General features: G+C 63.0%; 17 protein-coding genes. 8 read left to right on the forward strand and 9 right to left on the reverse strand.

Annotated features, from left to right (window positions below):
- The first annotated feature begins 53 nt into the window (after window positions 1-53).
- The 4 genes from mdtD to yccS all read left to right on the forward strand — a co-directional run bounded on the left by mdtD (window position 54) and on the right by yccS (window position 6540).
- Complete coding sequence (gene mdtD / locus ACYU03_RS23730; protein ID WP_461887043.1) at window positions 54-1481, forward strand: multidrug transporter subunit MdtD; 1428 nt, start codon at window positions 54-56, stop codon at window positions 1479-1481.
- Between the two features lie 105 nt (window positions 1482-1586).
- Window positions 1587-2924 carry an ATP-dependent RNA helicase DbpA gene (gene dbpA / locus ACYU03_RS23735; protein ID WP_461891537.1) on the forward strand — a complete coding sequence of 446 codons (1338 nt, stop codon included), beginning with the start codon at window positions 1587-1589 and terminating at the stop codon, window positions 2922-2924.
- Between the two features lie 108 nt (window positions 2925-3032).
- Window positions 3033-4214, forward strand: coding sequence for a BaiN/RdsA family NAD(P)/FAD-dependent oxidoreductase (locus tag ACYU03_RS23740; RefSeq protein WP_461887044.1), 1182 nt, complete (start codon window positions 3033-3035; stop codon window positions 4212-4214).
- Between the two features lie 145 nt (window positions 4215-4359).
- Window positions 4360-6540: a YccS family putative transporter gene (yccS, locus tag ACYU03_RS23745; protein WP_461887045.1), complete on the forward strand. Its 2181-nt coding sequence runs from the start codon at window positions 4360-4362 to the stop codon at window positions 6538-6540.
- A gap of 27 nt (window positions 6541-6567) precedes the next feature.
- On the opposite strand, the gene ACYU03_RS23750 is transcribed toward yccS, so the two are convergent.
- The 9 genes from ACYU03_RS23750 to tkt all read right to left on the reverse strand — a co-directional run bounded on the left by ACYU03_RS23750 (window position 6568) and on the right by tkt (window position 15972).
- Window positions 6568-6864 (reverse strand): winged helix-turn-helix domain-containing protein, encoded by a 297-nt coding sequence (locus ACYU03_RS23750; RefSeq protein WP_461887046.1) that lies wholly within the window; start codon window positions 6862-6864, stop codon window positions 6568-6570.
- A 19-nt stretch (window positions 6865-6883) separates the two neighbouring features.
- Entirely contained in the window at window positions 6884-7384 is a 501-nt protein-coding gene (locus tag ACYU03_RS23755; RefSeq protein ID WP_461887047.1) for a M48 metallopeptidase family protein, read from the reverse strand.
- A gap of 31 nt (window positions 7385-7415) precedes the next feature.
- The gene (locus ACYU03_RS23760) at window positions 7416-9545 is read right to left on the reverse strand and encodes a putative bifunctional diguanylate cyclase/phosphodiesterase (protein ID WP_461887048.1); all 2130 of its coding nucleotides are present in this window, start codon (window positions 9543-9545) and stop codon (window positions 7416-7418) included.
- A gap of 236 nt (window positions 9546-9781) precedes the next feature.
- A complete protein-coding gene (gene fba, locus ACYU03_RS23765) occupies window positions 9782-10846 on the reverse strand; it encodes a class II fructose-bisphosphate aldolase (RefSeq protein WP_461887049.1) in 1065 nt (354 codons plus the stop codon).
- Window positions 10847-10947: 101 nt separating this feature from the next.
- Window positions 10948-11280: an MliC family protein gene (locus tag ACYU03_RS23770; RefSeq protein ID WP_461887050.1), complete on the reverse strand. Its 333-nt coding sequence runs from the start codon at window positions 11278-11280 to the stop codon at window positions 10948-10950.
- Window positions 11281-11331: 51 nt separating this feature from the next.
- Entirely contained in the window at window positions 11332-11550 is a 219-nt protein-coding gene (locus ACYU03_RS23775) for a hypothetical protein (protein WP_461887051.1), read from the reverse strand.
- A 32-nt stretch (window positions 11551-11582) separates the two neighbouring features.
- Window positions 11583-12746, reverse strand: coding sequence for a phosphoglycerate kinase (locus ACYU03_RS23780; RefSeq protein ID WP_461887052.1), 1164 nt, complete (start codon window positions 12744-12746; stop codon window positions 11583-11585).
- Window positions 12747-12758: 12 nt separating this feature from the next.
- Entirely contained in the window at window positions 12759-13826 is a 1068-nt protein-coding gene (gene epd, locus ACYU03_RS23785; protein ID WP_461887053.1) for an erythrose-4-phosphate dehydrogenase, read from the reverse strand.
- 148 nt (window positions 13827-13974) lie between these two features.
- Window positions 13975-15972: a transketolase gene (gene tkt / locus ACYU03_RS23790; RefSeq protein WP_461887054.1), complete on the reverse strand. Its 1998-nt coding sequence runs from the start codon at window positions 15970-15972 to the stop codon at window positions 13975-13977.
- Between the two features lie 281 nt (window positions 15973-16253).
- Between tkt and ACYU03_RS23795 the strand changes: the two genes are divergently transcribed.
- The 4 genes from ACYU03_RS23795 to ACYU03_RS23810 all read left to right on the forward strand — a co-directional run bounded on the left by ACYU03_RS23795 (window position 16254) and on the right by ACYU03_RS23810 (window position 20885).
- Window positions 16254-17249 carry an ArsR/SmtB family transcription factor gene (locus ACYU03_RS23795; protein WP_461887055.1) on the forward strand — a complete coding sequence of 332 codons (996 nt, stop codon included), beginning with the start codon at window positions 16254-16256 and terminating at the stop codon, window positions 17247-17249.
- A 19-nt stretch (window positions 17250-17268) separates the two neighbouring features.
- Entirely contained in the window at window positions 17269-18459 is a 1191-nt protein-coding gene (gene metK / locus ACYU03_RS23800; RefSeq protein WP_461887056.1) for a methionine adenosyltransferase, read from the forward strand.
- Between the two features lie 166 nt (window positions 18460-18625).
- Window positions 18626-20299: an NAD-dependent DNA ligase LigB gene (gene ligB / locus ACYU03_RS23805; RefSeq protein WP_461887057.1), complete on the forward strand. Its 1674-nt coding sequence runs from the start codon at window positions 18626-18628 to the stop codon at window positions 20297-20299.
- 190 nt (window positions 20300-20489) lie between these two features.
- Window positions 20490-20885 carry a DUF1090 domain-containing protein gene (locus ACYU03_RS23810; RefSeq protein ID WP_461887058.1) on the forward strand — a complete coding sequence of 132 codons (396 nt, stop codon included), beginning with the start codon at window positions 20490-20492 and terminating at the stop codon, window positions 20883-20885.
- The last annotated feature ends 10 nt before the right edge of the window (window positions 20886-20895 follow it).

A 20895-nucleotide genomic window follows, 5' to 3' on the forward strand; every position in this document is an offset into this window, starting at 1 on the left:
AGCGGGCAAGCCCGCTGCCGTAGGGATGCGCAATCCGGGAAATAGAGGTTCACATGCCCGAACGCTCCCCGTTGGACCCCGTCACCGCTCGCTGGATCCCTTGGGTGGTGGCCATCGCTTTCTTCATGCAATCGCTGGACGGCACCATCCTCAACACCGCCTTGCCAGCCATGGCCCTTGACCTGGCCGAGAACCCGCTGCGCATGCAGGGCGTGATCATCGCCTACATGCTCACCGTAGCCCTGCTGATCCCCGCCTCCGGCTGGATCGCCGACCGCTTCGGCACCAAGCGCATCTTCTTCAGCGCCATCCTGCTGTTCAGCCTCGGCTCGCTGCTCTGCGCGCTGGCCAACAGCCTGGGGATGCTGGTGGGCGCGCGGGTCATTCAGGGGCTGGGCGGCGCGTTGATGTTGCCGGTGGGGCGCCTGGTGGTGCTGCGCGCGTACCCGCGCTCGGAACTGGTGCGGATCATGAGCTTCATCACCATCCCTGGCCTGCTCGGCCCACTGCTGGGCCCGACCCTGGGTGGCTGGCTGGTGGAAATCCTCAGCTGGCACTGGATCTTCCTGCTCAACCTGCCGGTCGGCGCGCTGGGCTGCTACGCGGTATGGAAGTTCATCCCCGACCTGCGCGGCGCCGAGCGCACGCAATTCGATGGCGTTGGCTTCGTGCTGTTCGGCGCGGCGATGGTGCTGATCACCATTGCGATGGAAGGCCTGGGTGAACTGCACCTGCCGCACCTGCGGGTGATGCTCTTGCTGTTCGCCGGCATGGCTTGCCTGGCGGCCTATTGGCTGCGTGCCGGCCGGGTCGAGAATCCGCTCTTCTCGCCAGGGTTGTTCCGCACCCGTACTTTCTCCGTGGGCATCCTCGGCAACCTGTTTTCCCGCCTGGGCAGCGGCGCCCTGCCCTTCCTGGTACCCCTGCTGCTGCAGGTGGCGCTGGGTTACTCGCCGTCCCAAGCCGGCATGAGCATGATCCCCCTGGCCGCTGCGGCGATGGTCGCCAAATCCATTGCCCGGCCACTGATCGAGCGCTTCGGCTATCGCATCATCCTGACCAGCAATACCCTGCTGCTCGGTGTGCTCCTGGCCAGCCTGGGGCTGGTCGACGAGCAGACGCCCTACGCGGTGCTGCTGGTGCAGTTGGCCTTGCTCGGCGCGGTAAACTCGCTGCAGTTCACCGCCATGAACACCGTGACCCTGATCGACCTCGACGATGCCAGCGCCAGCAGCGGCAACAGCTTGCTGTCGGTGGTCGCGCAGCTGTCGCTGAGCCTGGGCGTGGCCTGCGCTGGCGCCCTGCTGGGCGGTTTCACCGGCGCCGGCAGCGCCGAGGGCGTGGAAACTACGCTTGGCGCCTTCCAGCTGACCTTCCTGACCATCGGTCTGATGGCCATGCTGGCGGCCGCGATCTTCCTGCAACTGGCACCGACAGACGGGAGGCGTGCCCGTCGTCTGGAACCGGAGATGGAACCTTAGGGGGATGGCCACGAGGCTGGTACACTGCACAGCATTTTTGCTTTGCAGGCCCGCCTCGTGACCACCAACGCCACCGCCTTCGCCACCTTGCCGCTGTCCGCCGCCATGCTGGCTAACCTGGACACCCTCGGCTATGCCCAGATGACCCCGATCCAAGCCCAGAGCCTGCCGGTCATCCTCAAGGGCCAGGACCTGATCGCCCAGGCCAAGACCGGCAGCGGTAAGACCGCCGCCTTCGGCATCGGGCTGCTCAACCCGATCAACCCGCGCTACTTCGGTTGCCAGGCGCTGGTGCTGTGCCCGACCCGCGAGCTGGCCGATCAGGTCGCCAAGGAGCTACGCCGCTTGGCCCGCGCTGAAGACAACATCAAGATCCTGACCTTGTGCGGCGGTGTGTCCCTGGGCCCACAGATAGCCTCGCTGGAACATGGTGCGCACATCATCGTCGGCACCCCGGGGCGCATCCAGCAACACCTGGACAAGGGCACCCTGGTCCTCGACGGCCTCAACACCCTGGTCCTGGACGAAGCCGACCGCATGCTCGACATGGGCTTCTACGACGCCATCGCCAGCATCATCGGCCGTACCCCGGCACGGCGCCAGACCCTGCTGTTTTCCGCCACCTACCCGGCCGGCATCGAGCAACTGGCAGCGGCCTTCATGCGCCAGCCGCAGCAGGTCAAGGTCGAAGCCCTGCACGCCGACAGCCAGATCGAGCAGCTCTTTATCGAGATCGATCCGCAGCAGCGCCTGGAAGCCGTGACCCGCGTGCTTGGCCACTATCGCCCGCAATCCTGCGTGGCCTTCTGCTTTACCAAGCAACAGTGCCAGGACCTGGTCGAGCACCTGCAAGCCAAGGGCATCGCTGCCCAGGCCCTGCATGGAGACCTGGAGCAACGTGACCGCGACCAGGTCCTGACTCTGTTCGCCAACCGCAGCAGCTCGGTGCTGGTGGCCACCGACGTGGCCGCCCGCGGCCTGGACATCGATGCCCTGGACATGGTGATCAACGTCGAACTGGCCCGTGATGCCGAAATCCACGTGCACCGTGTCGGTCGTACCGGCCGCGCCGGAGAGAAAGGCTTGGCCGTGAGCTTGGTGGCGCCGGCCGAAGGCCACCGCGCCCAGGCCATCGAGCAATTGCAGAAGCGCCCGCTGCGCTGGGAGCAGTTGGACAGCCTGAAGAGCAAGGGCGGCGAGCCGCTGCTGCCGCCGATGAGCACCCTGTGCATCGCGGCCGGGCGCAAGGACAAACTGCGTCCGGGCGATATCCTCGGCGCTCTGACCGGCGATGCGGGGATTCCTGGCAAGCAGGTGGGCAAGATCTCCATCTTCGACTTCCAGGCCTTCGTAGCGGTCGAACGCGCACTGGCCAAGCAGGCCATGCAGCGGCTGAACAGCGGCAAGATCAAAGGCCGCTCACTGAAAGTCCGGATCCTTTAAGAGCCGCATAGATCCCTGTGGGAGATCCTGCATCGCCCACAGGAGCAGAGGTCTGCAAGCCGCTCCCGCAGGGAGCACGGTGACTTTTCATTCAACTGGGAAACTAACGTGCACTCCACCGACGTGATCATCCTCGGCGCTGGTGCCGCCGGCCTGATGTGCGCCCTGACCGCCGCCTACCGCGGCCGTCGGGTGCTGCTGCTCGACCACGCCAACAAACCGGGCAAGAAGATCCTCATGTCCGGCGGAGGCCGCTGCAACTTCACCAACATGTACACCGAGCCGGCCAACTTCCTCTCGCAGAACCCGCACTTCTGCAAGTCGGCACTGGCCCGCTACACCCAGTGGGACTTCATCGAGCTGGTGGCCAAGCATGGCGTGCCCTACCACGAGAAGAAACTCGGCCAACTGTTCTGCGACAACAAGTCCATCGACATCCTCGACATGCTCCTGGCCGAGTGCGACAGCGCCGGCGCCGAGCTGCGCATGAACACCCGCATCGAACAGATCGAAAAGACCGAGGACGGCTACCTGCTGGAAACCAGCGCCGGACAGTTCCGCTGCCAGTCGCTGGTGATCGCCACCGGCGGCCTGTCGATCCCGACCCTGGGCGCCACCGGTTTCGGCTACCAGGTCGCCCGCCAGTTCGGCCATAACGTCCTGCCGACCCGTGCTGGCCTGGTGCCCTTCACTATCACCGACCCCCAGCTCAAGGCGTTGTGCACCGAGCTGTCCGGCACGTCGCTGGACTGCATCGCCAGCTGCAACGACACAAGCTTCCGCGAGAACCTGCTGTTCACCCACCGAGGCCTCAGCGGCCCGGCGATCCTGCAGATCTCCTCGTTCTGGGAGGCCGGCGACAGCGTCGTAATCAACCTGTTGCCCGACCACGACGCCCTCGCCTGGCTGCAACAGCAGCAGGCCGAGCGTCCCAACAGCGAACTCAAGACCCTGCTCGGAGAGTTGTTCACCCGCAAGATGGCCAACCTGCTGGCCGAACAGTGGTTCGCATCAAAACCGATGAAGCAATACACCCCGGCGGAGCTGGTGCAGATCGCCGAAAAACTGGCGGCCTGGCAGGTGATTCCGTCAGGCACCGAGGGTTATCGGACCGCCGAAGTGACCCTGGGCGGCATCGACACCCGCGAGGTGTCGTCCAAGACCATGGAGTCGCTCAAGAGCCCAGGGCTGTACTTCATCGGCGAAGTGCTGGACGTCAGCGGCCACCTGGGTGGCTTCAATTTCCAGTGGGCCTGGGCCTCGGCCAACGCTGCCGCGCAGTTCGTGTAGAGTAGAATCCATTCAGCAGCACGGAACGCTTCTTGCTGGTCCGTGACTGTGAGTCGTTACAGTTGGGGGCGTTTTACAACCCATCGCGGCCCCACAATGAGCGACCACGAAAGCTACTCATTCGATCACTGCCCAGCAGGCCATTATGTCATCGAGCTCACTCCGCCATTCCTTGCGTCGCCTGTGGGGCCAAGACAAGTTCAGCTACAGCATCCGAGTGACGATCGCCCTCACCGGCAGCATGGCGCTGTGTTGGTATCAGGACGAGATGAGCCTGCTGATCCCGCTGTTCCTCGGCATCATCGCCAGCGCGCTGGCCGAGACCGACGACGGTTGGCAAGGCCGCCTCAATGCCCTGGCCGTGACCCTGGTGTGTTTCACCATCGCCGCCCTGTCGGTTGAACTGCTGTTTCCCTATCCGCTGATATTCGTTTGTGCGCTGGCCCTGGCTGCCTTCGGTCTGACCATGCTCGGCGCCTTGGGCGAGCGCTACGGAGCTATCGCCTCGGCGACGCTGATCCTCTCCGTCTACACCATGATTGGCGTGGACCAGCGTGGCGGCCAGGTTACAGACTTCTGGCATGAACCCCTGTTGCTGGTGGCCGGCGCGGCCTGGTACGGCCTGCTCTCGGTGCTCTGGCAAGCGCTGTTCTCCAACCAGCCGGTGCAGCAGGGCCTGGCCAAGCTGTTTCTTGAGCTGGGCCGCTACCTCAAACTCAAGGCCAGCTTGTTCGAGCCGATCCGCAACCTCGACGTCGAGGCCCGGCGCCTGGAGCTGGCGCAACAGAACGGCAAGGTGGTGGCGGCGCTCAATGCGGCCAAGGAGATCATCCTGCACCGCGTCGGCAACAGCCAGCCCAACTCCAAGGTCAGCCGCTACCTCAAACTGTACTTCCTGGCGCAGGATATCCATGAACGCGCCAGCTCCTCGCACTACCCGTACAACGCCCTGGCCGAGGCGTTCTTCCACAGCGACGTGATGTTCCGCTGCCAACGCCTGCTGCGCCAGCAGGGCTCGGCATGCCAACGCCTGTCCGAGTCCATCCGCCTGCGCCAGCCCTTCGCCTACGACACCGGCTTCGCCGAAGCCCTGGAAGACCTGCACGCCTCACTGGAACACCTGCGTATCCAGAGCAACCCAGCCTGGCGCGGGCTGTTGCGCTCACTGCGGGCGCTGGCCGCCAACCTCGCCACCCTCGACCGCCTGATCAGCGCTGCCAGCAACCCGGAAAACCTGGCCGAGGCCAGCGACAACAGCCTGCTCGACCGCTCGCCACGCAGCCTCAAGGATGTCTGGGGCCGCCTGCGCACCCAGTTGACCCCGACCTCTCTGCTATTCCGCCATGCCTTGCGCCTGCCTCTGGCGCTGTCGATCGGTTATGGCATGGTGCACCTGATCCACCCGACCCAAGGCTACTGGATCATCCTCACCACACTGTTCGTCTGCCAGCCCAGCTATGGGGCGACCCGGCGCAAGCTGGTGCAACGGATCATCGGCACCGCCATCGGCCTGACCGTGGGCTGGGCACTGTTCGACCTGTTCCCCAGCGCGGTCGTCCAATCGTTGTTCGCGATCGCCGCCGGAGTGGTGTTCTTCGTCAACCGCACGACTCGCTATACCCTCGCCACCGCAGCGATCACTCTGATGGTGCTGTTCTGCTTCAACCAGATCGGCGATGGCTATGGCCTGTTCCTACCGCGCCTGTTCGATACCCTGGTCGGCAGCCTGATCGCCATCCTGGCGGTGTTCCTGTTCCTCCCGGACTGGCAAGGGCGACGCTTGAACAAGGCGCTGGCCAATACCCTGAGCTGCAACAGTATCTACCTACGCCAAATCATGCAGCAGTACGCCCATGGCAAGCGTGACGACCTGGCCTACCGCCTGGCCCGGCGCAACGCGCACAATGCCGACGCGGCACTGTCGACCACGCTGGCCAACATGCTGATGGAGCCAGGCCACTTCCGCAAGGAAGCCGATGTCGGTTTCCGCTTCCTGGTCCTCTCGCACACCCTGCTCAGCTATCTGTCCGGCCTCGGCGCCCACCGCGACACGGCGTTGCCAAACGAAGTCCATGAACAGCTGATCGATGGTGTCGGCAGCAGCCTGGCCAATAGCCTGGACGAGATTGCCAACGGCCTGGCCGCCAAGCTGCCGGTGGCTATCCACAGCGATGCTGAAGAGGCACTGGCCAACGAGCTGGAACAGATGCCGGAAGAACTGGACGAGCACCAGCGCCTGGTACAGACCCAACTGGCATTGATCTGCCGTCAACTCGGGCCACTGCGGACCCTGGCCGCGCACTTGGTCAAGGGCGCACCAGCCTGATCAGAAACCGAGCTGGCGCAGCAGCCGTCAGGGATACCCCAACACCTCGCGAATCTGCCGCAGGTGTTGGATGATCCACTGTTTGTCGATCGCTCCCCAGTCATGGATACGGTAGTTCCCGGCATGGTTACGCGCACCAGCCTGTTGTTCGAACTCGCAGACGATGTCCAGGTCGGCCAGGGCCGCGATGGTGTCCTGGGCCGTACGTCGGGGCATGCCAGTGGCCGCCATCAATGCCGGTACGTTGCTGGCTGTCTGGCTGTCGATCAACCAGGCCACGTACAGGCGGCGGTAGAAACTGGTCTTGGTCTTGCTCACATCCATCGGCAGAGGTCCTTGTCGCTCAGGCATTGCCCGGCAATTCACGGTAAGTCAGGTAAACGCGCAGGTCGAACTCCAGTTGATGGTAGCCCGGCTGCATGTATTCGCAGAGCTGGTAGAAGGCCTTGTTGTGATCGCGCTCCTTCAGGTGCGCCAGCTCATGCACGACGATCATCCTGAGAAATTGCGGCGCTGTTTCCTTGAACAACGACGCAATGCGGATCTCCTTCTTCGCCTTGAGCTTGCCACCCTGCACCCGTGATACCGCAGTATTGAGCCCAAGGGCACGGTGGGTGAGGTCCAGACGGTTGTCGAACAATACCTTGTCCAGGTTAGGGGCGTTGCGCAGGTGCTCCTGCTTCAAGTCCTGGACATAGGTGTACAGCGCCTTGTCACTCTGCACCGAATGCCGCTCGGGGTAACGCTGTTGCAGGTAGTCGCCCAGGCGGTTGCTGGCGATCAGTTGGCGAACCTGGTCCTGCAACTGCGGCGGGTAGGCCTGGAGATATCGAAGAGCAGTCATGACACCGTGTTCGGGAGGGTGGACTGCAAGTTTATCCAACGGAAGCCGTGGCCAGGGGGAAAAATTCCGGAAACGCCCCCGCATCTAAGGCGGTCATGGGATGCGCCACCAGGAAGCCCTGCACATACTCGCAACCATGGCTCCGCAGCCAGTCGGCCTGCCCGAGGGTCTCCACGCCCTCGGCGACCACCGTGATGCGGTACTCCCGGCAAAGCACAAGGACGCTGCGCATCAAGGCAGCATCCGCCACCGAGTCCGGCAGGCGGGCCACCAGGTGACGGTCCAGCTTGAGTGTGTCGATCGGCAGGTCGCGCAGCATTCTGAGCGAGCACTCGCCCGCGCCAAAATCGTCCAGCGCGATGCGCACACCCAGCTCATGCAAGCGATGCAGTTGTTTGGCCGCCGCATCGATGTCGTACATCAGCGACGTCTCGGCTACCTCCACCTCAAGCTGCGCAGGCTCCAAACCCTGGTCCTGGATCACCCTGTGCAGCTCGTCGGCCAGATTGGGCATGGCGAACTGCGCCCGGCTGAGGCTGATACCTAGTACCAGGTCGGGGGCGAAGCGTCCTTGCCAGGCACGGCGCTGAGCTGCCCCTTTCTGATAGATCCAACTGGCCAGGCGGCTGATCAAGCGCGCCTCCTCGAGCAAGGGAATGAACAAGCCTGGCGGCACATCGCCGACAGAAGGGTGCTGCCAGCGCAGCAATGCCTCGAAGCCACGCAGGCGACCGTCGGCAAAAGCTACCTGAGGCTGGTAGACCAAGCCAAGATCGCCCTGCTCGATCGCCGAGCGCACGCTGTCTTCGAGCATCAACCGCGAGCGGGCACGTCCATTGAGCTCCTGGTCAAAGAAGCGATACTGCTGGCGCCCAGCTTGCTTGGCCGCATACATTGCCGCATCCGCCGAACGCATCAGACCATCGATACTGGCACCGCAATCCGGGTAGGTAGCGATGCCGATGCTGACGCCCAGGCTGACATCCATCCCATCGACCTGCTGACAGATCGACATGCGCTCGATCAGGCTCTCGGCAAAACGCCCCGCCTGTTCCGGGTAGGGCAAAGTGTCGAACAATGCGGTGAACTCGTCGCCTCCCATGCGCGCCAGCAGGGCCTGGGTGCCCAGACAGTCCTTCAATTGCTCGGCGACCCAACGCAGTATGCCATCACCGGCCTCGTGCCCCAGGCAATCGTTGATCCGCTTGAAACCGTCCAGATCCATGTACATCAACGCTTGCGCTTTGCCCGAACGCTCGTTGCGCAACAACGCGCCTTCGGCGGCCCGGTAGAAACCACGGCGGTTGAGCAGCCCGGTCAGCGGATCGGTGATCGCCTGGTGCTCCAACTGCTGGTGCAGGTTGCGCACCACCGACATGTCCAGCACCGTCACCACCATAGCCCGCTGCTCGGCCGGCAAGGGCGCGCAGGACAGGGCCACCGGAACCGGCCGGCCGCCCATGGTACACAGCAGCGCATCATGGATACGGAAAGTATCCCGCTCCAGGTAAGCCCGGTAGAAGTCTGAATCACACCACCTGCCGATGGCTGGCAACTGGATGAAGTCCTGTAGGCAGGCGCCCTGCAAGCGCTCCACCGGCGCCTCTAGCAAGCACGAGACCGCCGGATTGGCGAAGCTGATCGATCCCGACTCATCCACCACCAGGATGCCTTCGGCAGCATGGTCCAGGATCGAGGCATTGAAAGCCCTTGCGCTCTCCAGATCACAGGTCAGGCGTTGCAGCATGCGGCGACTGCGCTGCTGCTCCAGCAGGGCCTGGACCTTGGGCCTGAGGATGAGGGGGTCGACTGGCTTGAACAGGTAGTCCACCGCACCACTGGCATAGCCCTCGAGCACGGCGGCATCGGATTGCTCGTTGGCGGTAAGGAAGATGATTGGCGTCAAGCGTGTGCGCTGGCTGCCGCGCATCAACCGGGCGACCTCGAAACCGTCCATCTCCGGCATCTGCACATCCAGCAGGACCAGGTCCACGTCATGTTCAAGCAAGGCGCCAAGAGCCTCCCTGCCTGAGCTCGCCGTCAGCACCTGCCAGTCATGTCGAGCCAGCAGGGCCCGCATGCTTATCAGGTTTTCCGGGTAGTCATCAACGACCAGCAGTACCGAACCGCCGTCGACGGATTGAGGTTGAGCGCAGTCCATGCTGGTCCCTTGGGGCTTCGACGGCGACGTAGAATTGGATCCGATAAATTACTCTAGACCCGGGCCGCAAAGACGCAAAGCAATTAAATAGCCATTACTGAGTAAATGTGCAGTCAGCCGACTAATGGTCACACAACTGTCTCTGTGCAAACCCGTGTCGAACTTGTCATGGAACAATAAAAAACGCCCGATGCATGAAGCACCGGGCGTTTTGTTTACAGCCAACAGCGTGTCGGTCAGTTGACCTTGGCTACCAGCTCGCCTTTTGCGTAACGCTGGAACATGCCTTCCAGGGAGATCGGCTTGATCTTCGAGGCATTGCCGGCAGTGCCGAAGGCTTCGTAGCGGGCGATGCAGACATCACGCATGGCCTTCACGGTTTCGGCGAAGAACTTACGAGGGTCGAACTCGCTCGGGTTCAGAGCCATGTGACGGCGCATCGCACCGGTGGAAGCCAGACGCAGGTCGGTATCGATATTGACCTTGCGCACACCGTGCTTGATGCCTTCGACGATCTCTTCGACCGGTACGCCGTAGGTCTCTTTGATCTCGCCACCATACTGGTTGATGATCGCCAGCCACTCCTGCGGAACCGAGGAAGAACCATGCATCACCAGGTGGGTGTTAGGGATGCGCTTGTGGATTTCCTTGATGCGGTCGATGGCCAGGATGTCACCGGTTGGCGGCTTGGTGAACTTGTAGGCGCCGTGGCTGGTGCCGATGGCGATGGCCAGGGCATCGACCTGGGTCTTCTTGACGAAGTCGGCGGCTTCTTCCGGGTCAGTCAGCATCTGGCTGTGGTCCAGAACGCCTTCAGCACCGATGCCATCTTCTTCACCGGCCATGCCGGTTTCCAGGGAGCCCAGGCAGCCCAGTTCGCCTTCTACCGACACGCCACAGGCGTGGGCCATGGCTACGGTCTGCTGGGTGACGCGGACGTTGTATTCGTAGTCGGTCGGGGTCTTACCGTCTTCACCCAGCGAGCCGTCCATCATCACCGAGCTGAAGCCCAGTTGGATCGAGCGCTGACAGACATCCGGGCTGGTGCCGTGGTCCTGGTGCATGCACACCGGGATATGCGGGAACTCTTCGATAGCCGCCAGGATCAGGTGGCGCAGGAACGGCGCGCCAGCGTACTTGCGCGCACCGGCCGAGGCCTGGACGATGACCGGGGAGTCGGTCTTGTCGGCGGCTTCCATGATGGCGCGCATCTGCTCGAGGTTGTTGACGTTGAAAGCTGGAACGCCGTAGCCGAACTCGGCGGCGTGGTCCAGCATCTGGCGCATGCTAATGAGTGCCATTGTGTATCTCTCTCCCGACAAGCGTCGTTTTTCGTGCAAGCCTGCCGCAGTGGCGGTTGCTATTCAAGTAGTGTGGGCCGCCTTTCCGGTGGCCCGGCCAGTCACGGTGCCTTACAGCCCCGCCCTATCAGATCGTTGGTCGCGACCCAGTACACCACGCCTTCGTTGCCCTTGGTGTGAAAGGCCAACACGCCATCGCTGTACAGCGCGCCCGAGGCGCCCGGCTCGGACTTGAGTCGGTAGACCTGGTCACCGCCACCGAGGCGGACATCCACCGCATCCTGGCTGGCGTCAGCGAAGCGCCAAAGTACTTCGGCCTGGCTATCGCAGACCCAGCGTGTCCAGTTGTCCGACGGAGCCGGATCATCAGACGAATGGAAGTTTGCGCATCCTGCCAAAGTCGTCAGGGCCACCAGGGCCATAAGCGCTTTCATTGAATATCCTCTTCAAGACCACGAAGCGACCGGTAGGTTGCCTTGACCCGATCAAGGGCAGCCCTGGGCCCGGCGCTGGTGTTCGTCGTCGTACTTTTCCAGGCCGTCCGGGCCCAGTCGCTTGCTGATCACCGGCACGGTCTCCGCCTGCCATTCGGATTGGTAGCAACCGCCCTTGGGTGGGCCGGAGGGTTCCGCTTCCGAAACTGGCTTGCCGGAGCATGCGCCCAGCAGGCCAGCGATGATCATCACAGGCAATCGCTTGACCATCAGGTCACTCCCTTTGCCAGGCGCAGGTCCCTTCAGGCCTGGGCCCGTTGTTCCAGGATTTCCACGGCGGGCAGAACCTTGCCTTCGACGAACTCGAGAAACGCGCCGCCACCGGTAGAAATGTAGGAGATATCGCTGGCAACGCCATATTTGTCGATGGCCGCCAGGGTATCGCCGCCACCGGCGATGGAGAACGCTGCACTGTCAGCGATGGCCTTGGCCAGCACCTTGGTGCCGTTGCCGAACTGGTCGAACTCGAATACACCGACCGGGCCATTCCACAGAATGGTTTTGGAGGTTTTCAGCAGTTCAGCGAACTGCTCGGCGGTTTTCGGACCGATATCCAGGATCATGTCGTCGTCGGCGACGTCAGCGATGGCCTTGACGGTGGCTTCGGCGCTCTCGGCGAACTCCTTGGCGACTACCACGTCCACCGGCAGCGGCACGCTGACCTTAGCCGCGATGGCCTTGGCGGTCTCGACCAGGTCCGGCTCGTACAGCGACTTGCCTACCTTGTGGCCTGCCGCAGCGAGGAAGGTGTTGGCGATACCGCCACCGACGATCAGTTGGTCGCAGACCGAGCTCAGGCTGTTGAGCACATCCAGCTTGGTGGAGACCTTGGACCCGGCGACGATGGCCGCCATCGGCTTGGCCGGTGCCTTCAGCGCCTTGCCCAGGGCATCGAGCTCGGCCGCCAGCAGTGGGCCGGCCGCAGCAACCTTGGCGAACTTGGCTACGCCATGCGTCGACCCCTCGGCTCGGTGGGCGGTGCCGAAGGCGTCCATGACGAAGACATCGCACAAGGCCGCGTACTTCTGCGCCAGCTCGTCGGCGTTCTTCTTCTCGCCCTTGTTGAAGCGGACGTTCTCGAACAGCACCAGATCGCCAGCCTTGACCTCGACACCGTTCAGATAGTCGGCGACCAGCGGCACCTCGCGTCCCAGGGCCTTGGCCAGGTACTCGGCAACCGGCTTGAGGCTGTTCTCGGCCGAAAACTCACCCTCGGTCGGACGGCCCAAGTGCGAGCAGATCATCAGGGCCGCGCCCTTCTCCAGGGCCAGCTTGATGGTCGGCAGCGCAGCGAGGATACGCGCATCGCTGGCTACCACACCGTCCTTGACGGGAACGTTGAGGTCTTCGCGGATCAGTACGCGCTTACCTTGCAGGTCGAGGTCGGTCATCTTCAACACGGTCATGAATGCAGTCCTTCAGAGCTGTTTGCGAGTGGAGCGGGTTTGGTGGACGACGTGCAGGAAATGATCGGCAACGTCGAGCATACGGTTGGCAAAACCCCATTCGTTGTCGAACCAGGCCAGCAAGTTCACCAGCCGGGGGCCGGAAACGCGGGTCTGGCTGGCATCGACGATGGCCGAATGCGGGTCATGGTTGAAGTCACAACTGGCGTGCGGCAGCTCAGTGTAGGCCAGCAGACCGTGCAGCGGGCCCTCCAGGGCAGCTTCGCGCAGCACCCGGTTGACCTCGGCCGCGGTAGTGTCGCGGGCGGTCTGCAGGGTGATGTCCAGGCAAGATACATTGACGGTCGGCACGCGCACGGCTTTGGCCTGGATTCGCCCGGCAAGTTCCGGAAGCAGGCGCTCGATGCCCCGCGCCAGGCCGGTAGACACCGGGATCACCGACTGGAAGGCCGAGCGGGTGCGGCGCAGGTCCTCGTGGTGATAGGCGTCGATCACCGGCTGGTCGTTCATCGCCGAGTGGATCGTGGTGATCGACACGTATTCCAGGCCAAAGGCACGGTCCAGTACACGCAGCAGCGGCACGCCGCAGTTAGTGGTACAGGAGGCATTGGACACCAGACGCTCGCCGCCGGTCAGGCAGTCCTGGTTGATGCCATAGACCACCGTGGCGTCGACATCCGCCTCGCTGGCCATCGGCTGGGAAAACAGCACACGCGGCGCGCCAGCATCGAGAAAGCGCTGGCCGTCGGCGCGGGAATGGTAGGCGCCGGTGCACTCCAGCACCAGGTCGACATCCAGAGCGGCCCAGTCGATGCCTTCAGGGGTGGCACTGCGCAAAACCTTCACGCAGTCGCCGTTGATATGCAGACAGTCGCCGTCGACCTTCACCTCTCCGGGGAAACGCCCGTGAGTGGAGTCGAAACGTGTCAGGTATTCCAGACTGGCCTGATCGGCCAGGTCGTTCAGTGCGACGATCTCGAAGCCAGCCTTCGCCCCCCGTTCAAAGAGTGCGCGCAAGACACAACGACCGATGCGGCCGTAACCGTTGAGTGCAACTTTATAGGGACGCGGATGGGGCATGAGGTGCTCACGGAACAGAATGTTATCTGCAAACGGTGGGTTTCCTGGTCTGGCCATCGCGGGCAAGCCCGCTCCTACAGGGTCATGAAATACCTGTAGGAGCGGGCTTGCCCGCGATGGAGCCAGCACAGCCCCACGGCTCTTTACATCAGTCTTCCAGCAGCTCTTCGGCGGTGCCCAGGATGTTCTCCAGGGTGAAGCCGAACTCTTCGAACAAGGCGGCTGCCGGGGCCGACTCACCGTAGGTGGTCATGCCGATGACACGGCCGTCGAGACCGACGTACTTGTACCAGAAGTCCGCATGGGCAGCTTCGATCGCGATGCGCGCACCGACTTCCACTGGCAGCACGGATTGTTTGTAGGCAGCGTCCTGGGCATCGAACACGCTGGTGCAAGGCATGGAGACCACGCGGACCTTGCGCCCCTGCTCGGTCAGCTTGTCGAACGCCTGGACGGCCAGGCCGACTTCGGAGCCGGTAGCGATCAGGATCAGTTCTGGCTCACCTGCGCAGTCCTTCAGCACATAGCCACCGCGGCTGATGTCGGCGATCTGGCCGGCATCGCGCTCCTGATGCTGCAGGTTCTGGCGGGAGAAGATCAACGCCGATGGGCCGTCCTTGCGCTCCAGCGCATACTTCCAGGACACGGCCGACTCGACCGCGTCGGCTGGACGCCAGGTATCGAGGTTCGGCGTGCTGCGCAGGCTGGTCAGTTGCTCGATTGGCTGGTGGGTCGGGCCGTCTTCGCCAAGACCGATGGAGTCATGGGTATAGACGTGGACAACGCGCTGCTTCATCAGGGCCGACATGCGCACTGCGTTGCGGGCGTACTCCATGAACATCAGGAAGGTCGCGCCGTAGGGCACAAGGCCGCCGTGCAGGGCGACGCCGTTCATGATGGCGGTCATGCCGAACTCGCGAACGCCATAGAACATGTAGTTGCCGCTGGCATCCTCTGCACTGACGCCTTTGCAACCTTTCCACAGGGTCAGGTTGGAGCCGGCCAGGTCGGCGGAGCCGCCCAGTAGCTCTGGCAGCAGAGGGCCGAAAGCATTCAGGGTGTTCTGGCTGGCCTTGCGGCTGGCGATGGTCTCGCCTTTGGCTGCGACTTCGGCGATGTAGGCCTGGGCCTTCTCGGCAAAGTCAGCCGGCAGGTCGCCATTGAGGCGGCGCTTGAGTTCTGCCGCCAGCTCAGGATGCGCCTTGGCGTAGGCGTCGAAACGCTGGTTCCAGTCGGCTTCGGCCTTGGCGCCAGCGGCCTTGGCGTCCCATTCGGCGTAGATGTCGGCCGGGATTTCGAATGGGCCGTAGTTCCAGTTCAGTTCCTGGCGCGCCAGGGCGATTTCGTCGTTGCCCAGCGGAGCGCCGTGGCAGTCTTCCTTGCCCTGCTTGTTCGGCGAACCGAAACCGATGATGGTCTTGCAGCAGATCAGGGTCGGACGGTCGCTCTTGCGGGCGGTCTCGATGGCGGTCTTGATCTCGTCGGCGTCATGGCCGTCGACGTTGCGGATCACCTGCCAGTTGTAGGCCTCGAAGCGCTTTGGCGTGTCGTCGGTGAACCAGCCATGGACTTCACCGTCGATGGAGATGCCGTTGTCGTCGTAGAAGGCGATCAGCTTGTTCAGGCCCAGGGTGCCGGCCAGCGAGGCGACTTCATGGGAAATGCCTTCCATCATGCAGCCATCGCCGAGGAACACATAGGTGTGGTGGTCGACGACCTTGTGGCCTTCACGGTTGAACTGGGCTGCCAGTACTTTCTCGGCGATGGCGAAACCCACGGCATTGGCCAGGCCCTGGCCGAGAGGACCGGTGGTGGTTTCCACGCCCGGGGTGTAGCCGAACTCAGGGTGGCCCGGAGTGCGGCTGTGCAACTGACGGAAGGCCTTCAGGTCATCGATCGACAGGTCGTAGCCAGTCAGGTGCAGCAGCGAATAGATCAGCATCGAGCCGTGGCCATTGGACAGCACGAAACGGTCGCGGTCGGCGAAGCTCGGATTGCTCGGGTTGTGCTTCAGGTAGTCACGCCATAGAACCTCGGCGATATCCGCCATGCCCATAGGGGCACCGGGGTGGCCGCTGTTGGCCTTCTGCACAGCATCCATGCTGAGGGCACGAATGGCGTTGGCACGATCACGACGGCTGGGCATCGCTAAGTCTCCTGGGGCTTTGAAATAAGTAGTAGAACGAAAAAAGGCGGCCATTTTCGCCCACAGGCGCCCCTGGGGCAATGACGGATAGTCGCACTCGGGAGAATTTCCCGTTATTAGCACTCAATTTGGACAAAATCAGAGGTAAGGGTTCACCTGCGCAGCGATGGGTTGCGAAGCGCCCCTACCCAAACAACTCGCAACCCCGCCCATCGCCCAATATCAAAACTTTTTGATATTGCTATTGCGACGGTCGGATACCCTGTCTAGACTGCCGCTCCATGAACCTACGTGTGCCCTCATTACGCCATGAGCCTAGCGACGAACTGGCTGCCCTGTGCAAAGCCAGCGGCGATCCGCTGCGCCTGAACGTATTGCGGGTGCTGGCCAGCGACTCCTATGGCGTGCTGGAGCTGGCGCAGATCTTCGATATCGGCCAGTCGGGCATGAGTCATCACCTCAAGGTCCTGGCCCAGGCCGAGCTGGTGGCCACACGCCGTGAAGGCAATGCGATCTTCTATCGCCGCGCCCTGCCGGACAGCCTGCGCTTGGGGGGCCGCTTGCATGCAGCCCTGCTCGAAGAGGTCGATAGCCTGTTGCTGCCAACTGACGTCCAGGCGCGTATCGCCCAAGTGCAACAGCGCCGCGCAGCCACCAGCCAGGACTTCTTCCTGCGCGTGGAAGAGAAGTTCCGCGCCCAGCAAGACCTGATCGCCGGCCTGCCCCAGTACCGCGATAGCCTGCTGGCCCTGCTCGACAAGCTCAGCTTCGACAGCCATGCCTGCGCACTGGAAGTCGGCCCGGGCGACGGAGGCTTCCTGCCGGAACTGGCCCGGCGCTTTGCCCGGGTCACAGCACTGGACAACAGCCCGACCATGCTCGAGCTGGCCCGCCAGGTCTGCGAGCGTGAAGGGCTCAAGAATGTAAACCTGCAGTTGGCCGATGCACTGGGTGCAACGGATGTGGAAGCCGACTGCGTAGTGCTGAATATGGTCCTGCACCATTTCAGCGACCCGGCCCAAGCCCTGCGGCTGCTGGCCAAGCGTGTGAAGGCGGGCGGCAGCCTGCTGATAACCGAGCTGTGCAGCCATGACCAGGGCTGGGCCCGGGAGGCCTGCGGCGATCTCTGGCTGGGCTTCGAGCAGGACGACCTGGCCTGCTGGGCCACGGCTGCGGGACTGACCCCCGGGGATAGCCTCTATGTGGGCTTGCGTAACGGTTTCCAGATTCAGGTCCGCCATTTCGAGCGGCCTGCTGGCGACACTCACCATCGGTAAATTTTAGGAACCCGTCGAGATGAGCGAATACTCCCTTTTCACCTCCGAGTCCGTATCTGAAGGGCATCCGGACAAGATCGCCGACCAGATTTCGGACGCGGTCCTGGACGCCATCATCACTCAGGACAAGTACGCCCGCGTGGCCTGCGAAACCCTGGTCAAGACCGGTGTCGCCATCATCGCCGGCGAAGTGACCACTTCGGCCTGGGTCGACCTGGAAGAGATCGTCCGCAAAGTCATCGTCGACATCGGCTACAACAGCTCCGACGTCGGCTTCGACGGCGCCACCTGCGCTGTGATGAACATCATTGGCAAGCAATCGGTAGACATCGCCCAAGGCGTCGACCGCTCCAAGCCGGAAGACCAGGGCGCCGGTGACCAAGGCCTGATGTTCGGCTACGCCAGCAACGAGACCGACGTGCTGATGCCAGCACCTATCTGCTTCTCCCACCGCCTGGTCGAGCGCCAGGCTGAAGCACGCAAATCCGGCCTGCTGCCGTGGTTGCGTCCAGATGCGAAATCCCAGGTGACCTGCCGCTACGAAGGCGGCAAGGTCGTGGGCATCGACGCGGTTGTGCTGTCGACCCAGCACAATCCTGAAGTGTCGCAGAAGGACCTTCAGGAAGCGGTCATGGAACTGATCGTCAAGCACACCCTGCCGGCCGAGTTGTTGCACAAGGGCACCCAGTTCCATATCAACCCGACTGGCCAGTTCATTATCGGTGGCCCGGTGGGCGACTGCGGCCTGACCGGTCGCAAGATCATCGTCGACAGCTACGGCGGCATGGCCCGTCACGGCGGTGGCGCGTTCTCCGGCAAGGACCCGTCCAAGGTTGACCGTTCGGCTGCCTACGCCGGCCGCTACGTCGCCAAGAACATCGTCGCCGCCGGCCTGGCCGAGCGCTGCGAGATCCAGGTGTCCTACGCCATCGGCGTGGCCCAACCGACCTCCATCTCGCTGAACACCTTCGGCACCGGCAAAGTCTCCGACGACAAGATCGTCCAACTGGTGCGCGAGTGCTTCGACCTGCGTCCGTACGCCATCACCACCATGCTCGACCTGCTGCACCCGATGTACCAGGAAACCGCTGCATACGGCCATTTCGGTCGCATCCCGCAGCAGAAGACTGTCGGCGACGACACCTTCACCACCTTCACCTGGGAGCGCACCGACCGCGTCGACGCCCTGCGCGCCGCTGCCGGCCTGTAAGGGTGAGCGGCAAGCCTTAAGCTGCAAGCGACAAGACGAGCCCCGGCCGAGCGATCGACCGGGGCTTTTTCATGGCCGTGACATATGCCCTGACAACTGCGCAGCACACGTAGAACGTGGCTTGCCTAGGCTTGGCTTTCCAAGTTGCCAAGCAAGGATGCTGGCCATGTTGCACAAGCTGTTCACCGCCCTGCTCTGCTGTTTTTACGTGCCTGCGCTGCTCGCCCAACCCTGTCCGCCATGGCCGCGTGATCAGGCGCTCGCGGAAACCCGCCAGCTTCGCCAGACCCTCGCCAACTGGGACGACCAGTACCACCGCCAGGGTATCTCTCCCGTTGCCGATGAACTCTACGACCAGAGTCGCCAGCGCTTGCAGCATCTGCTGGGATGCTTTGGCCTCGAATCCGCCGACAATCCGCTCGGTACCGCCAGCGGCCCGCTTCGCCACCCGGTCGTGCATACCGGCGTCGGCAAGCTGGCCGATGAAAAGGCCGTACGCGCCTGGATGAGCAACAAGCAGGGCCTGTGGATACAACCCAAGGTCGACGGCGTCGCAGTCTCCCTGGTGTATGAAGGCGGCAGACCGGTGCGCCTGCTCAGCCGTGGCGACGGTATCCGGGGGCATGACTGGAGCCGTCACCTGCCGATGCTGGCTGGCATCCCCCAACAATTGCCGCAAACGGACGATTTGCTCCTGCAAGGCGAGCTTTACTGGCGCCTGGACGGCCATGTACAAGCCACCGCAGGCGGCGCTAACGCCCGTGGCACCGTGGCAGGCCTGATGGCGCGCAAACACCTGACCCACGAGGAGGGTCAGGGGATCGGCCTTTTCGTCTGGGACTGGCCCGCCGGACCAGCGACCCAGGCCGAGCGCCTGGCTGGCCTGCGCGACCTGGGATTTCCCGATACTGCACGCTATAGCATCGCCATCAGCCGCTTCGAGGAGGCCGCCCATTGGCGCGATCACTGGTACCGCTCGCCTCTGCCCTTTGCCACGGACGGCGTGATCCTCCGCCAGGGCCTGCGTCCGCCCGCCTCCCGCTGGAAGGCCCAGGCCCCTTACTGGATCGCAGCCTGGAAGTATCCGTTCACCCAGGCACTGACCGAAGTACGCGAGGTACGCTTCAAGGTCGGACGGACTGGCCGTATCACCCCGTTGCTGCGCCTGCACCCAGTCATGCTGGACGACCGTCGTGTCAGCCAGGTCAGCCTGGGTTCGCTGGCCCGCTGGCAGGCCCTGGATATAGCCCCTGGCGACCAGGTCGCTATCAGTCTGGCCGGCATGACCATTCCGCGCCTTGAGCAGGTGGTGCATCGCAGCGTTCAACGCCAGCAGGTCCAACCACCACCCGCTGGGCGATTCCATGCCATGAGCTGCTGGCAGGCCAGCCCTGGCTGCGAGGATCAGTTCATCGCCCGGCTCGTCTGGCTCAGCGGCAAACAGGGGTTGGCTATGCCGGGGGTGGGCCCCGGGACCTGGCGCAGACTCGTGGGGGCCGGCCTGGTGACCACTCTGGGTGACTGGCTTGACCTGAACCTTGCCGACCTGCAGCCACTGCAGGGTTTCAACGACGCCAGCGCCGGCCGCCTGCTCCGGAGCTTCGCCGATGCCCGTAAACGACCATTCGAGCAGTGGCTACGAGCCCTGGGCATACCTGCGCCACGCACTGCCAAGCTGGGTCCTGACTGGTCCACACTGGCTGCCAGAAGTATCCAGCAATGGAAAAATGAGCCAGGCATTGGGCAGTTACGTGCGCAGCAACTGCAGGGTTTTTTCCAACATCAGGACCTGCAGGACCTCGCCATCCTGCTGCACAATCAGTCCATCGAAGGTTTCTAGCCCGGTATAGCCACCACCGATTTCAACGTCTGGCTATTACGAGCGTCCAAGAAAAGTGATTCACGGTGTTTAGAAATGTAGGAATTTTCCTGCATAGCAGGCGAAATGCCTTCTAAGGGTTTCTAAATCCCACAAATCAGGGCAGGATTTCCCCAACTTTTTTGCTGCCCTGCCCCGAAAGGAGGCTCCCATGAAACTGTTTTCCTCACTCGTTTTGCTGACTGCATTCGGCATGGCCGCTGGCCCACTGCAGGCTGCGCAACCAGATCCAGGCCTGACTGGCTGCGCCGCCAAACGCAGCGCCATCGAAAACCAGCTCGAGGAGGCCCGGGCGCACAACAACCGGGGCCAGATCGCCGGCCTGGAAAAAGCCCTGAAGGAAAATACCGAGCACTGCACCGACGCCAGCCTGGGCGAGAAGCGCAACCAGAAGGTACTTGAGGCGAAACACGAGGTCACCCAGCGCCAGAAAGACCTGGAAAAGGCCATGAAGAAAGGCGACCCCGAGAAGATCGACAAGCGCAAGGCCAAGCTCGCCGAGTCCAAGGCAGAGCTGCAAGAAGCACTCAAAGAGCTGGAAAAGTAACACCTGACTC

The sequence above is a fragment of the Pseudomonas sp. X10 genome (assembly GCF_054889225.1).

Excerpts from the sequence above, each read along its gene's own strand:
- epd (WP_461887053.1), bottom strand. The coding sequence starts at position 13,826 with ATGCCCCATCCGCGTCCCTATAAAGTTGCACTCAACGGTTACGGCCGC.
- tkt (WP_461887054.1), bottom strand. The coding sequence starts at position 15,972 with ATGCCCAGCCGTCGTGATCGTGCCAACGCCATTCGTGCCCTCAGCATG.
- ligB (WP_461887057.1), top strand. The coding sequence starts at position 18,626 with ATGTTGCACAAGCTGTTCACCGCCCTGCTCTGCTGTTTTTACGTGCCT.
- yccS (WP_461887045.1), top strand. The coding sequence starts at position 4,360 with ATGTCATCGAGCTCACTCCGCCATTCCTTGCGTCGCCTGTGGGGCCAA.
- ACYU03_RS23755 (WP_461887047.1), bottom strand. The coding sequence starts at position 7,384 with ATGACTGCTCTTCGATATCTCCAGGCCTACCCGCCGCAGTTGCAGGAC.
- dbpA (WP_461891537.1), top strand. The coding sequence starts at position 1,587 with ATGCTGGCTAACCTGGACACCCTCGGCTATGCCCAGATGACCCCGATC.
- ACYU03_RS23775 (WP_461887051.1), bottom strand. The coding sequence starts at position 11,550 with ATGGTCAAGCGATTGCCTGTGATGATCATCGCTGGCCTGCTGGGCGCA.
- ACYU03_RS23770 (WP_461887050.1), bottom strand. The coding sequence starts at position 11,280 with ATGAAAGCGCTTATGGCCCTGGTGGCCCTGACGACTTTGGCAGGATGC.
- ACYU03_RS23795 (WP_461887055.1), top strand. The coding sequence starts at position 16,254 with ATGAACCTACGTGTGCCCTCATTACGCCATGAGCCTAGCGACGAACTG.
- metK (WP_461887056.1), top strand. The coding sequence starts at position 17,269 with ATGAGCGAATACTCCCTTTTCACCTCCGAGTCCGTATCTGAAGGGCAT.
- ACYU03_RS23760 (WP_461887048.1), bottom strand. The coding sequence starts at position 9,545 with ATGGACTGCGCTCAACCTCAATCCGTCGACGGCGGTTCGGTACTGCTG.
- ACYU03_RS23780 (WP_461887052.1), bottom strand. The coding sequence starts at position 12,746 with ATGACCGTGTTGAAGATGACCGACCTCGACCTGCAAGGTAAGCGCGTA.
- fba (WP_461887049.1), bottom strand. The coding sequence starts at position 10,846 with ATGGCACTCATTAGCATGCGCCAGATGCTGGACCACGCCGCCGAGTTC.
- ACYU03_RS23750 (WP_461887046.1), bottom strand. The coding sequence starts at position 6,864 with ATGGATGTGAGCAAGACCAAGACCAGTTTCTACCGCCGCCTGTACGTG.
- ACYU03_RS23810 (WP_461887058.1), top strand. The coding sequence starts at position 20,490 with ATGAAACTGTTTTCCTCACTCGTTTTGCTGACTGCATTCGGCATGGCC.
- mdtD (WP_461887043.1), top strand. The coding sequence starts at position 54 with ATGCCCGAACGCTCCCCGTTGGACCCCGTCACCGCTCGCTGGATCCCT.